13 protein-coding genes, 1 tRNA gene and 1 pseudogene are annotated in these 12890 nt (G+C 48.4%); 5 read left to right on the top strand and 10 right to left on the bottom strand.

What is annotated here, in order from left to right:
* Positions 1–107 precede the first annotated feature (107 nt).
* Positions 108–1646: a glycoside hydrolase family 31 protein gene (locus ACAN55_RS10285; protein ID WP_379131669.1), complete on the top strand. Its 1539-nt coding sequence runs from the start codon at positions 108–110 to the stop codon at positions 1644–1646.
* 25 nt (positions 1647–1671) lie between these two features.
* Entirely contained in the window at positions 1672–2946 is a 1275-nt protein-coding gene (locus ACAN55_RS10280; RefSeq protein WP_379131667.1) for a Gfo/Idh/MocA family protein, read from the top strand.
* A gap of 216 nt (positions 2947–3162) precedes the next feature.
* Here ACAN55_RS10280 and ACAN55_RS10275 read toward each other — a convergent pair whose 3' ends face one another.
* From ACAN55_RS10275 to ACAN55_RS10250, 6 genes are all read right to left on the bottom strand, one after another.
* On the bottom strand, positions 3163–6090 hold the full coding sequence (locus ACAN55_RS10275) for a fibronectin type III domain-containing protein (protein ID WP_379131664.1): 2928 nt from the start codon (positions 6088–6090) through the stop codon (positions 3163–3165).
* A 209-nt stretch (positions 6091–6299) separates the two neighbouring features.
* Positions 6300–7352, bottom strand: coding sequence for a LacI family DNA-binding transcriptional regulator (locus tag ACAN55_RS10270; RefSeq protein WP_379131661.1), 1053 nt, complete (start codon positions 7350–7352; stop codon positions 6300–6302).
* A 141-nt stretch (positions 7353–7493) separates the two neighbouring features.
* Positions 7494–7579 (bottom strand) — tRNA-Leu (locus tag ACAN55_RS10265).
* A 161-nt stretch (positions 7580–7740) separates the two neighbouring features.
* Positions 7741–8253: a WGxxGxxG family protein gene (locus tag ACAN55_RS10260; protein ID WP_379131658.1), complete on the bottom strand. Its 513-nt coding sequence runs from the start codon at positions 8251–8253 to the stop codon at positions 7741–7743.
* A 52-nt stretch (positions 8254–8305) separates the two neighbouring features.
* Positions 8306–8998 carry a M15 family metallopeptidase gene (locus tag ACAN55_RS10255; protein ID WP_379131655.1) on the bottom strand — a complete coding sequence of 231 codons (693 nt, stop codon included), beginning with the start codon at positions 8996–8998 and terminating at the stop codon, positions 8306–8308.
* A 186-nt stretch (positions 8999–9184) separates the two neighbouring features.
* Positions 9185–9370, bottom strand: coding sequence for a hypothetical protein (locus ACAN55_RS10250; protein ID WP_379131653.1), 186 nt, complete (start codon positions 9368–9370; stop codon positions 9185–9187).
* A 102-nt stretch (positions 9371–9472) separates the two neighbouring features.
* On the opposite strand from ACAN55_RS10250, the gene ACAN55_RS10245 reads away from it, so the two are divergent.
* Positions 9473–9637 carry a hypothetical protein gene (locus ACAN55_RS10245; protein WP_379131650.1) on the top strand — a complete coding sequence of 55 codons (165 nt, stop codon included), beginning with the start codon at positions 9473–9475 and terminating at the stop codon, positions 9635–9637.
* A gap of 34 nt (positions 9638–9671) precedes the next feature.
* On the opposite strand, the gene ACAN55_RS10240 is transcribed toward ACAN55_RS10245, so the two are convergent.
* On the bottom strand, positions 9672–10007 hold the full coding sequence (locus ACAN55_RS10240) for a YolD-like family protein (protein WP_379131648.1): 336 nt from the start codon (positions 10005–10007) through the stop codon (positions 9672–9674).
* Positions 10008–10169: 162 nt separating this feature from the next.
* Entirely contained in the window at positions 10170–10718 is a 549-nt protein-coding gene (locus ACAN55_RS10235; RefSeq protein ID WP_379131645.1) for a hypothetical protein, read from the bottom strand.
* Between the two features lie 144 nt (positions 10719–10862).
* On the opposite strand from ACAN55_RS10235, the gene ACAN55_RS10230 reads away from it, so the two are divergent.
* Entirely contained in the window at positions 10863–11351 is a 489-nt protein-coding gene (locus ACAN55_RS10230) for a PH domain-containing protein (RefSeq protein WP_379131643.1), read from the top strand.
* 104 nt (positions 11352–11455) lie between these two features.
* Here ACAN55_RS10230 and ACAN55_RS10225 read toward each other — a convergent pair.
* Positions 11456–11878 (bottom strand): annotated as a pseudogene (locus tag ACAN55_RS10225) (GNAT family N-acetyltransferase); the annotation flags it as partial.
* 194 nt (positions 11879–12072) lie between these two features.
* Between ACAN55_RS10225 and ACAN55_RS10220 the strand changes: the two are divergent.
* Positions 12073–12510, top strand: coding sequence for a NucA/NucB deoxyribonuclease domain-containing protein (locus ACAN55_RS10220; protein ID WP_379131641.1), 438 nt, complete (start codon positions 12073–12075; stop codon positions 12508–12510).
* Positions 12511–12572: 62 nt separating this feature from the next.
* Here ACAN55_RS10220 and ACAN55_RS10215 read toward each other — a convergent pair whose 3' ends face one another.
* Positions 12573–12818: a hypothetical protein gene (locus ACAN55_RS10215; protein WP_379131638.1), complete on the bottom strand. Its 246-nt coding sequence runs from the start codon at positions 12816–12818 to the stop codon at positions 12573–12575.
* Positions 12819–12890 lie beyond the last annotated feature (72 nt).

Below are 12890 nucleotides of genomic sequence, written 5' to 3'. Positions count from 1 at the left end.
GCCTAATTATTAAGATAAAAAAGGTTTGCATTGGGGTATGGATTACCCCATAATATTAGTAAATAATTGCGCAAATTATTTCATTATTTGGATTAGGAGTGTCTGCGATGACGATCACTGTATTGCACAAAAAACCTGAGGAGTTCTGGTGGGGTGGTGTTATAAACGAGGGGCATTTAATGCCGTTTGGCGATCATCCACATACTCGCGATTTACGTTTGACGGATGATAATCAAGCCTCCCCCTTATTACTTTCTAATCTGGGAAGGTATATTTGGAGTGAAGAGCCGTTCACCTTTTCATTTAATGAGAGTGACCTTACCATCGATCACAAACAGATCATAAAGATTGAAGAAGGATACGAAACCCTTCAAGGTGCTTACCGGCATGCGTGTAACACCCATTTCCCTCCCTCTGGCGTTATGCCCGATAAACTAGCTTTTACGGCACCGCAATACTGTACTTGGGTTGAAATGTTTTACGAACCGACACAGGAGAAGCTCCTCAATTACGCGAGATCCATTCTTGCGAATGGGATGCCCCCGGGTGTGTTAATCATTGACGATAATTGGATGCAGGACTATGGAACCTGGGATTTTGATAAGCATAGATTCCCTGATCCCGCCGGAATGATACATTCCTTACACGAACTAGGATTTAAAATTATGCTTTGGGTATGCCCGTATGTAAGTCCCGACAGCATCACTTTCCGGAAATTACGTGACCACGGGATCTTAATGAAGCACGCTGATGGAACTCCTGTCCTAAGAAGATGGTGGAACGGGTATAGTGCGGTTGTTGACTATACAAGCACGGAAGGATCGGAATGGTTCAAGCAACAATTAGACCGGCTGATTGAAGATTACGGGGTTGACGGATTTAAGCTTGATGCCGGAGAACCGCTTTTGCCGGAGCTGATGAATGACATTACACAAGAAGTTGCATGGTCACGTCCTGTCCGTCCTATGGAAGATTGTGAATCCTATGCCCGGCTCGGAATCGGATACGGTTTAAGCGAACTCCGCATGTGCTGGAAACTCGGGGGACAGGGTCTCATCCAGCGGCAGCGCGATAAAACGCACTCCTGGGATGCTGCGACTGGACTGGGAGGACTGATCCCGAACGCTATCGCTCAGGGCCTAATGGGGTATGCCTTTAACTGTCCGGATATGGTTGGCGGAGGGATGGATGGCGACATTAATTCACCGGATTTCCGCTTTGATTCTGAACTGTTTGTCCGCTATGTTCAATGCTCGGCTTTATTTCCCGTGATGCAATTCTCCATGGCGCCATGGCGGGTTCTGAATGGGGATGAATTGTCCTGGTGTATGGACGCTGTGCAGATACGGCGTGAGTTAGGCCCTCTGCTCTCTGATCTCGCCAGCCAAGCTGCGGAGAATGGACTCCCAATCCTGCGCAGTCTGGAATTCGTGTACCCTCGCCAAGGCTATCATGCGGTTCAGGATCAATTCATGGTTGGTGAATCCATTCTGGTAGCCCCTGTCCTGAATAAGGGACAAGTGACGCGAACGATACAGTTTCCAGCAGGCCGATGGTTGGGGGATGACGGAAGTGTTGTCGAAGGACCCCTCCAGGTCGAAGTTCAAACGCCTCTTTCCCGGTTGCCATGGTATAGAAAAATCTGAATCCATACCTCAAGGAGATCATTGTATGAAAACAATTAAGTTAGCTGTAATAGGAGCAGGCGCGAGAGGTTTCTTATCCTATATGCCTTATGTTCAGAAGTTCCCGCATGAGGCAGAGGTGGTGGCGGTTGCCGAACCGAATGAAGAGAGAAGAACGAGATTTGCGGAAGCATTGAACCTGTCCCCGGGGCAAATCTACACAACATGGGAAGATCTACTGAATGGGCCTAAGCTATGTGATGCACTTCTCATCTGTACACAAGATCAGATGCATTATGAGCCTACGATTGCCGCTCTTAAGAAGGGGTATCATGTACTCCTTGAGAAACCAATGTCCAACAACCCGATGGAATGCATTGAAATGGAAAAAGTCGCACGCGAAGAAGGGCGCCTACTCTCCATCTGTCATGTCTCGAGATACGCCCCTTTTTGGCAAAAAATGAAGCAGCTCCTTAACGATGGTTGGATCGGAAAGGTTATGTCCATTCAGCATAACGAAAACGTTGGTTACCTCCATTATGCGCACAGCTTTGTCAGAGGTAATTGGCGGAATGATGTGCTTTCAAGTCCCATGATATTGGCCAAATCCTGTCACGACATGGACCTCATCCGCTGGATGGTCGATGCAGATTGCAGTAAGGTTAGTTCCTTTGGTTCTTTAAGCCACTTTCGCCTAGATAATGCACCTGCTGGTTCAACCGCCCGGTGTACGGACGGATGTGAGGTGGAACATACTTGTCCCTATTCAGCTTTGCGCTTCTATATGCAGGACCCTGAATTAAATCACTTTGCCGCACTCATAACAGATCCTCCTACGGAAAAAAATCGAATGAAAGCTATAACCGATGGCCCCTACGGCAAATGTGTCTACCGGACGGATAATAATGTTGTGGACCATCAAACGGTAAATATGGAATTTGTAAATGGGGTTACCGTTATGTTCAGCATGTGCGGGTTCACGCGCGACATCAATCGTACCGTCCAGATCATGGGGACCCAAGGGGAGATTCGCGGTGATTTGCTAAGTGGCACTATCGACCTGTTCGAATTTTCTTCAGGCGCACAGACCATCTTCCATACCCCCGATGGTAATGGCGGGCATCAAGGAGGCGACGATGGGATCATGCGGCAATTCCTGTCCGACCTCCGAAATGAACGATTTGCGGATACCCTGACTTCAGCAGAAGCCTCTCTGGAAAGTCACCTCATGGCTTTCGCCGCCGAGGAATCCAGACTTAAAGAAGGTGCCGTTGTGGATATGAAACTTTTCCGGGAATCCTTTGCGGCAACACATCATTAAACATCCAGATATATGGAGAAGCTGTCCCTAGCCATGAGGCTTTGGGGCAGCTTCTTTTTTTGTTATGCTTTAGCGGACGCTCCGCATGAGTCTCCGAAAAACAAGAACACCCTTGCTAGAATGGGCGTGTCGAACCACTCCTGCTTCCATAAACCCAAAAAGCCGGGCATCGACCCTCTATAACAGAGAGTCGATGCCCGACGTTATAAAACTGGATTATTCGAAACGAATCTCATCGATCCAGACGGAACTGTTGCCTCCATGCCAGAATGACATTTCCAGCTGTCCGGGGCTGGTGCGGTTCACCCCTTTTGCCACAAGATCAATGGCAATATCCTTGTAGCCGGTTGTTATCGTATCTCCGCTGAAGGCCGCGAGTGTTTGAGTCACTCCGCCGATCGTAAGCTGGATATGATTCTGTTCGCCTCCGCTTGCGCCTTTGAGACGAATCACCAGCTTCGAGTAACTCCCGATGTTCTGGCTAACCATAGAGCCAAACCATCCGTTGTTGTTGTACTGAAGTTTAATAGCGCCGGACTCAATGACACCTGCATTGTTTACAAAACTGTTGGCGCCTGCCCAAAGCCCCAGATCGTTCGTTCCCGGCCAGGCCGGCGAGTTGTCGAAGTTATCCAGAAGCAGGCTGCTAGTTCCGCTTCCGGCATTGGTCGTTGCACTAGCCGCTGCGCTGGCTGCCGACAGGTTGCCCGCCGCATCCCTTGCCTTGACGGTATACGTGTAGGCCGTGCTTGCGCTTAAGCCGCTATCCGTAAAGCTGGTCGCAGCAGTCGTGCCCGCTTCATTCCCGTTTCTGTAGACCACATACTGCGTAACACCGACATTGTCACTTGCAGCGCTCCATGTCAGGCTTATGCTGCTTGATGTTTTGCCGGATACGCTCAAATTCGCTGGAGCAGTCGGCGCTTGCGTATCCCCGGCACTACCTCCGCTAATCTGGATACGGTCGAAATCCGGCGCCCATCCCGTCGGATTCGAGAAATGGATCGTGTTATTGCCCGCATTCAGCTGGACCTGAGTCTGTACGGTGCCTACCGTTGTCCAGCCTCCTGTACTTGGCAGACTGATCGTGGAAGGCGATCCTCCGTTGACACGCACCTGTGCGGAGCGAGCTTCACCGCTGAGGTAGGATATTGTCATTGAATAAGTTCCCGCTGCAGATACATTGATTCCGTTGAATTGCAAGGTGCCGTCATTGTTCCCTACATACCCTACCTTCGCACCGCCCGAAGATGAAGCACTTGCGGAAACTGCGGCTGCTCCGGTCAGCGTGTTGTTTGTTGCCTCCGCTTCGTATGACGTCAAAGTACCGCCTCCGGAAGCGTTGGTGGTCGCACTAACGGAGCTGCTAGAGGCCGATACATTCCCGGATGCATCCTTCGCTTTGACCGTGTAGCTGTAGCTCGTATTCGCACTTAATCCCGTATCCGTAAAGGAAGTGGCGGCCACTGAGCCTGCCAGAGTGCTGCCGCGGTAAATATCATAACCGGTCACACCCACGTTGTCGGTAGAAGCCAACCATGTCAGACTGACGCTGCTCGAAGTCTTTCCGCTTACAGCCAGATTCCCCGGAACGCTCGGCGCCTGGGTATCCGCGCTTCCTCCGCCGCTGTACCCGCCGTCATACGGCGTTTGGGTCAGACTGTAGGACAGCGTATTGTCCGGCTTCAGACTGTCGAAAGGCGAGATAGTCTGATTGGCAGGGTCCATACCGATCCCCACTTTGCCGAGGGGTGTTCTGCCACCGGCATAATAGTTGGTGTTGGCAAATCTGGCGCTTGGCTTATAACCGTATGGATCAAGAATGGAAAGTGCCAAAGTGTAGGTTCCCGCTGTCAAATTGGAGGGAACAGTGAATGTGCCGGAAACTTGTTGAACAGCCGGCGCTTGATTGTATTGGCGTGTCTGGCTGTTCCAATCGTCACCCGGCATCCAATTGCGAATGTCTACACCGCTAAAAATACCCTTCCAGGCCACGGTACGGTCGCTTCTCAGCAAGCTGGCTTCCACAGGCCAATTATAATAGAATGGCGCCGACCCTTTGTTCACGACTTGAAAGGCTACGTTCATAGACCCGCCGGGCTGTACACTGCCGGAGAAAGTCGCCTGATTGATGACGAACCGGTATCCGAATTCCTTTTGCATGAGCGCGGCACCCTGCGAAACGGTAGAATTCCCGGCATCGTACAGATCAATCCAACCGAGGCTGGTTGTATGCGTCTTTTTAATCCAATCGATGACGTAGTTCCGATGGTTCGGATCGCTTAAGGTGTCGTCCGGCGAATCACCGGGCTGGATCGCCTTCTGTCCCCAGTCATACGCTACTTCGCCGCCGTTGACTTGTGTTCTCCATGAATTTCTTGCAACTATGCCTTCTCCTCCGGCCAGATCATCAATTAATGCAAAGGAATCCCACAGGAATCCAAATTTGTAATTCTGGAATGTATCGGGATACCGGACTTGAACCTTCTTGTTTTGAAAAGCTTGCGCCGCTGCGTTCCCTAACGCTGTCTGGAAGCTGAGCGGCATCCGGTCCGTCCCGTCAGCAAGCTTATCCGGCCATACATGATGCTCTCCCCAATTGCCCCAAAGTCCGAGCTCTACATAAGCTACTCTTGGATCATTATCCCAAGCTTGGCCAAGCTTCTGGATGAAAGCTGTCAGCCGATTTTTTAATATATCCGACGTCCATTGCGTCGTCACATCTCCATGGGGAACGCCTTCAGGCCAATACTCTCCTCCGTTCGGATACACGATGAACACACGAGGAATCACCTTTTTATTCTGGCTTTCAATCCCTGCCCAGGCTGTATTACTCCAATCCTTGATCTTCTGAACGGAATCCGACGCCGCATTCTCCAAATCCGTATATTTGATATAGTGCTTGAACACAGTCCCGTATTCCTGGTTCGAGAACCCGGCATCATTCATGAACCGTGTAGGCCTGAATCCCTTTAAGGGGTTCTTAAAGGCCTCCTGCGTTTCCGTCAGATTCACGGTGACCGGACCGACAGCCGCTGATGCTTCATGAGGCATAGACACCGCCAATGAACCACCTGTCAGCAAGGCAAATGACAACATTGTGGTAAACGCTTTCAATAATGGCTTGGTAAAATCAACTTTCAACAATCATCCCTCCCATATGAATAAAATGTTTACACAAATATTTGCGCAAATATTTGCGCCTTCAGTATATTCTACTTCCCTTCGCGTCGTCAACCCAATGTTCTGATAACACCTCTTTAATAACAATCCGATTATAGTTTGAAACGCCAAAAAGCCATCCTCTGATTGGAGTCAAAGGATGGCTATTAGGGATCGATCGCAACGTGTCTCTACTTCGTATTTACCAGTCTTGCGCATGATTCCCGCTCGATTAGCTCTGTTTTTAGGCTGATGTGAACCTCTGCAATATTCTTGTTGGTAATCAATTCCGTCAATACTTTTACAATAATAGAGCTGATATCATATCTGAATCTCCGGACGGTAGTTAAGGGTGGAACCATAAACTCCGATAGCTTTAAATCATCAAACCCAATCAAGGAAATATCCTGCGGGATACGGATGTTCATCTCTGCTAAACCCTTCATGGCTCCAAAGGCAATAATGTCGTTGAACGTGAAAATTGCCGTTATACTCGGCTCTATACGGAGTAGCTGCTTCACTGCCTCATATCCATGGGCAGGATCAAATGCACCCATGAGGACATTCGCGTCAGACCATGGCATTTTGAAATCACGAAAAGCGTCCTTGCATCCGTCCAGCCGGTTTAAATTGACCAGATGATTTTTGGGCCCTGCAAGAATTCCGATTTTCTGATGTCCCAATTCATGGAGATACCGGATCACCTCATAAGCGCCTTTACGGTTATCGTAGTCAATATAGTTGTAATTGGCCTTATAGGTTCTACCATTCGTAAGCAAGTACGGGATTCCCAGTCTCTCAAACTCCTCAAACAATTGCTCATTGACAAAGGGGTCAAATATGATGGCCGCATCCACCTTTTCCTCATCCAAAAGCTTATATACCGGAGAGGAATGCGCGTCCGCACCATGTTTCGCAATATGAACCTGATGACCATGGGCTTCAAATTCGTCCTTTAGATGATTCAAGTCAGCTGAGGTAGACGGGTCATTATCGAAGAAGTCATTATTGCCCGGAACGACTATAACGATATTATGGGTTATGCCTGCGAACTTTGGAGGGGCGACACCCGGTTTCAAATGTTCATTGGCAATTTCCAATACTTTTCTGCGGGTTTCTTCACTAAAATTGCCCTGATTATTGATGATCCTAGACACCGTACTAATTGACACGTTTGCCTTTTTTGCAATTTCTTTTAGCTTAATTTGCGCTCCCTCCAATCTTTGCGAAATTTTTTTGCACACTAAAGAAATTATATCGTTTCTTATCGCATATGGTCAATCAATGCACATCATTCGCTTGACTAATTCGTCTTCGCTCTGGCTTGCCCTTTGGTTGATACAAAGAAAGAGCACATCGTTTAAGATGTGCTCTTTCTTCTGGTATGCCGAGGACGGGGGTCGAACCCGTACGAAGGTCACCCTTCGCAGGATTTTAAGTCCTGTGCGTCTGCCTGTTCCGCCACCCCGGCATGTTATAAGTTGCGGCGTTATAAGTAATAACGCGACAAGTAATATCATATCACGTGTTCTTAAAATGTGCAATCCTTCTTTTTCACATATTTGATGCGTTCTCATCAAAAAAGAAACCCGCATTAGCCGAAGCCTTAGCGGGTTGCTCGTCTTGTGCAGATTAACGGCGATCGCCAGCATTGCTTCTGCTTCTCATGCCAGCAAGACCCAGCAGCCCAACCAAACCTAACCAGCCCCAGTTGGAGTTGTTGTCGTTATCGTTGGTTGCATTTGTGGTGGTGCTGGTTGCACGGTATCTGCCCGTTACTCTGTCGTTAGAGATTGGAGAGGTTGCACCGTTGTTGTATGAGCGGTACTTGTCGTTCATGATGCTGGCGTTGCCATTAGTTCCGGTGGTTCCAGTGGTTCCAGTACCGGTCATCCGGTTAACGCCCCGTTCCATGGTGCCTACACCGCGGTTCACGGTATCCTCAGCGCGGTTCAGCAAATTGCCGTCACGATTTGAATAGTTCCCTGTACCATAATTGGTGACGGATCCATCCATCGTTCCTGTTCTTCCTTGAGTGGTTCCGCCCATTCCTGCAGTTCCGGATGCATTGGATGCGAAGCCTACCCCCATTAAACTCATGGACAAAACAGTAGTGCAAGCAAGGCTTGTTATCAGCTTATTCAAGTGGTTATGCCTCCTTTTGATGTTATCGCTGATAATTTCCCCTGCCTGCTACTCATTTATGCAGAATCTCGATATCCACTGTTTTACTGCCTGGATCATACGTAACCTTGGCTCCGAGTGCCTCTGCAAGAACTCTTACCGGGACATAGGTCGTGCCGTCATCCAGAATGCCTTCAGTAAGCTTTTTACCGTTTAAAGTGATGGCAACCTTAACTTCCTTATTCACCTCATCGTCACCTCCGTTGATCCGGCTTAATGCTTCCTTCACCTGCTGTGCCGATGGACGGGCGCCTCCTTTAAGCTGTGATGTCGTCAGTCCAAAACTCATCTGTAAATGGGAAAAATCTTTGAAGGATGTCCAATCCCCGCCCCACTCAAATCCAAGAGGTTTGGCCAGCTTCACTACCTCTTGCCAATCCTTCAATTTATCCTTATCTCCATCCCGGCTCGTATCCCACGAATAAGTTTCACCTCCGGGCAGCAGAAGCGCAAAATCTATTGCCAATCCATAATTATGATAACTGGCACCGCCGCGGGCATTCGTAATGATTGTTCCCGGTTTACTTCTTCCCTGCGCGTACAAGGCATTCTGTTCAACAATGGTCCGCATGCCCTGAGTGATGGCAATCGGTACCCCCTTAGCATGACTCTGCCGGATCAAGGCTTGAGCACCAGCCAATACGGCAGGATGCAGTTTCTTCAGTTTCGCTGCCGATTTCCCTATGACCTGTTCCAATGTCAGCATGAAATCACCCCCTGGTATAGCCAATGCTATCCTTTGCGGCTTTGCTTGTACTCCGGTCATCCGGCAGCCGACTAAATTAGACTTAGCCTGCCTGTGCACTTGGGGTAGCTTCTTTGTGAACAACAAAAAAGCCATACTTCTACAAGCATGGCTTACACATTCCTCATTTAATCTTAAACGAACTGTCTACAGCCAGGTTAACAGGAATACAATTATTCCCACCGCACCTACGGCAATGAGCAAATCAATGGACTCGCTGAGGAATCCCAGCCGATTGCCCGACTGCAATCTTTGCTGCTCCGCTTCAAGCCTAGCCTTTGCCGCGTCTACATCCGTACCGCTCAGATTGCGTCTGAATTCATCACCGTACATGAACATCCATCTCCTTGTCGCCTTTACCACACCATACCATATTTTGGATGCATGTGGCGATCATAGAATGCGGATAATACCAGGGAAAGGTGGGATAACTCCATGGATGTTCATAGTGACAGCTACACCATCGCACCGCTTAACGGCAAGAATGAAGCTGTTGAGATTATCCGCGATGCCGAAGCAGCTATTGCCCGGCTGACCGGAAATAACTCCTTAACCTTAATCGCATACGAGAAAAGTACCGGAGCAGACTCCACTGAATAGCTGAGGTCTCCTTGGCCCCCGCTGCGGCCCATCATTAGCAGGTATATACCCTGCTGATACTGTCGAGATTAATCCACTTCCATTCCTCCGCCCACTGCAGCTTAATCTCCCGGGAGTGGGCATGGATGGAGGTGATAAATCCGCTCAGAACCACATCCTCAAAAGGATCAAACAAGACTACACTCACCCGGACATGATTGCGCAGCGACAAGACGAGCGTCCGCTCCATCTCCTCTCTCTCCTGCTCATCCAGTACCGGCTTCTCGCGGCGCAGAGTTTCCCTCTCCTCAAATATGATCCGGTTCTTATGCTCCGGAAGCATCATCCGGCAGCTCTCCCATAGTCCGTTCCCTTCCAGCTTCTTGCCCATAATATTTCCTCCTCACTTATGAATACTCTCCAAATAAACAAGAACATATGTACGTATTATACTTAGATTCCCCATAAATTATCAACCAGGAAAAAATGACAAACAAATAGCCCCACAATGTGGAGCCTTTGTCCTAAAGTCTATTTTGCCTAAACACGTTTATTATTGTTTCGTTAATTCACTAATATCTACTGCCGCATCGGCATCGATGAGCCCTGTCGCAACTCTGGCTTCATTCAGCTTGGAAATCCCGAACAGCATGGCAAGATCAGCATTATCAGTCATTGCTTTGAACTGGTCTGCTGTCACTTCTGCTGAAACGGCGCTTTGGGATGCTTGTTCCTTTAATTGGTATGCACTTAGAAAAGCAACCTTGGAATCCTCCAACAGCTTCTGAATATCGTCAGGGAGCTTCGAAGAGATCTTCACATCTTCAACCTTGTCCGCCAATTTATCTGCAGTGTCCTGAAAAGCATCAACAGCCTTCGAGAACTCTTTGTCTGAAACATCACCGGACGAGAAGGAAGTCATTGCTGCATCGAAATCTTCCTTGGAAGAATCACTTTCCTGCTCAATATCAGAGAATTGATTATAGAAATCCTGCACATACGCCTTGATATCTTCTTTTGTTTCTAGTTTCGGTTCATTATTACTGCACGCGCCAAGCAGGGCCACTGTCAGAATCAGGCCTGCCATTAACAACTTTTTCATCTCTATCCCTCCTACTAAAGCATAATGTCGATTATTGTAAAGTGCAAATGAAATAATTGTAAATTTTTTGAGAGTTCAGGTAATGACTGCCTGTGCCTGTTATATTATAATGAATTCATCTGTTACTGGAAAGGAAGATGCCTCATGTCTTATTGCACAAGCTGCGGCGCTAAGTACGAGCAGGATGCTAAATTCTGCGGAGAGTGCGGAGCACCGACCGATCATGCTGCTCCTCAAGCGTCACATCTGTCTGCTGTCCATGAATCTCCCAGCCATGAAGTGGTCTTATGGGAAGGCAAGCCTGCAGGAATATCTGACCGGCTTAAAGGAATTATTGGCCTGAATACGACTACCTACACAATAACCAGCCAGAGAATCAGAGTAAAGACAGGTCTTATTGCCAAGAAATTCGAAGAGGTGGAGCTTCTGCGGGTCCGTGATCTGGCAGTACAGCAGAGCGTTATGGACCGGATTCTCCGGATCGGAACATTGACTGTTTTTTCCGAAGACACTTCATCACCACAGCTGAACTTCCGCAAGATCCGTGATCCCCAAACCGTTAAAGATGTGCTTCGAACAGCAATCCGAGACGAGAAAACAGCCAATAAACTCAGTTATCGCGAACAGATCTAGAGTCATACATAAATGGTTTATTCCAGTGCAAAAACCAGCCGGGGCTTATTGGACCGACTGGTTTTTTTCTATCCGGATCGCATTCACTACACGCTTTATAGGTTCTACACGCTCTCGTACAACGCACGAAATTCATCTTCCAGCATGGACATCGTAATCATGTCGTGGAATTCCCCATCCTGATACAGGGCATCCCGCTCGATTCCCTCCTGACGGAAGCCCAATTTCTTATATACATGAATAGCCCGCGGATTAAAAGCACAGACCCCCAGGTGAATCCGGTGCAGGTGCATGGTATTAAAACCGTACCTGAGCATATGTAGCATTGCCTCCGAACCATAGCCTTTACCTGTAAAACGAGCCCCGTCTAGCGCAATACGGGTATTGGCGCTGCGATTTATAAGGTCTACGTCGTTAAGTACAACCTCTCCGGCAAACTCACCCGTTTCTTTAGTAATAATCATGAAATCCGCACGTTCTTCGCTGGGCACTCCAATTTTGGCAAGCCAGGCAACAATTTGTTCCCTTGTGAAATCATCCTGTGAATATAAGGCGTTTCCTGTTCAGACATCCTTACAGCCACCTTTACTTTTATGTAGACTATCTCATTTGTGTCTTAACTTTGATGTATCTTTTCAGGAGAGCAAATTCAGCAACAGCCCATGCAGAGCCGCTCTATATAAGCTATACTGATTCTAGCATATTAAGGAGGAAGCATACATTGAAAGCACGTAAATTACTAGGAAGCCTCATTATCCTTCTGCTGCTCGCCGCATTCACGTATTGGTTCAAAGATGATACTCCGGTCTCAAATGATCTATCCCCTGCCGATTCAGAGGTTGTACAGCTTGTCTTCCCGCAGGACCGTTATCCAAAGACAGCAGAACATATCCAGGATGCCATCAATAATGGAGAAGCAGCAATATGTACGATCGACCGCGACGGTGCGGAGGAGAACCGCAGCCTATCCCTAAAGGGTATCCCTACCAAAAAAGGCTATGACCGCGATGAGTGGCCTATGGCGATGTGTCAGGAGGGCGGCGAAGGAGCAGATATCGCATACGTGCGTCCAAGTGACAACCGGGGGGCAGGAAGCTGGATCGGCAATCAGCTGGAGGACCTTCCGGACGGCACACGCGTAGAGTTTTTGTTCAAATGAGTCCATACATATAAGCGGCTCCTGTCCGGTTAGTGCCCGGCAGGAGCCGCTTTACGCTTTTTTTAGAATATACAGGCTTTTAAGATAATGACCAGCAGGATGAAGAGTACCAGAATCGCATTTGTGGAAGTTGCCCAAGGATTAACCACCGGTGCTACTGGACAATCATGGGCAGGACCCACGTTAGTAGGGCCCATATTGGGAGCCATATAAGCTGGACCCACATTAGCAGGACCCATATTCGGACCCATATAAGCAGGACCCATGTTGGCAGGACCCATATTTCCACCGTAGCTTTCATTCACCATAATAATAAACCTCCCCTTTAGTAATGACTACAGCACAGAATATGTGACGATAGTCTATGCCGTATGGGCAGA

The organism is Paenibacillus oryziterrae, assembly GCF_042610485.1.
In the GTDB taxonomy this organism is placed as follows: domain Bacteria; phylum Bacillota; class Bacilli; order Paenibacillales; family Paenibacillaceae; genus Paenibacillus_AQ.
This window is presented reverse-complemented; position numbering and strand designations above follow the sequence as displayed.

Bases quoted from the DNA above. Each gene is read 5' to 3' on its own strand.
- ACAN55_RS10230 (WP_379131643.1), top strand. From the start codon at position 10,863: ATGTCTTATTGCACAAGCTGCGGCGCTAAGTACGAGCAGGATGCTAAA.
- ACAN55_RS10285 (WP_379131669.1), top strand. From the start codon at position 108: ATGACGATCACTGTATTGCACAAAAAACCTGAGGAGTTCTGGTGGGGT.
- ACAN55_RS10245 (WP_379131650.1), top strand. From the start codon at position 9,473: ATGGATGTTCATAGTGACAGCTACACCATCGCACCGCTTAACGGCAAG.
- ACAN55_RS10240 (WP_379131648.1), bottom strand. From the start codon at position 10,007: ATGGGCAAGAAGCTGGAAGGGAACGGACTATGGGAGAGCTGCCGGATG.
- ACAN55_RS10215 (WP_379131638.1), bottom strand. From the start codon at position 12,818: ATGGTGAATGAAAGCTACGGTGGAAATATGGGTCCTGCCAACATGGGT.
- ACAN55_RS10280 (WP_379131667.1), top strand. From the start codon at position 1,672: ATGAAAACAATTAAGTTAGCTGTAATAGGAGCAGGCGCGAGAGGTTTC.
- ACAN55_RS10235 (WP_379131645.1), bottom strand. From the start codon at position 10,718: ATGAAAAAGTTGTTAATGGCAGGCCTGATTCTGACAGTGGCCCTGCTT.
- ACAN55_RS10250 (WP_379131653.1), bottom strand. From the start codon at position 9,370: ATGTACGGTGATGAATTCAGACGCAATCTGAGCGGTACGGATGTAGAC.
- ACAN55_RS10255 (WP_379131655.1), bottom strand. From the start codon at position 8,998: ATGCTGACATTGGAACAGGTCATAGGGAAATCGGCAGCGAAACTGAAG.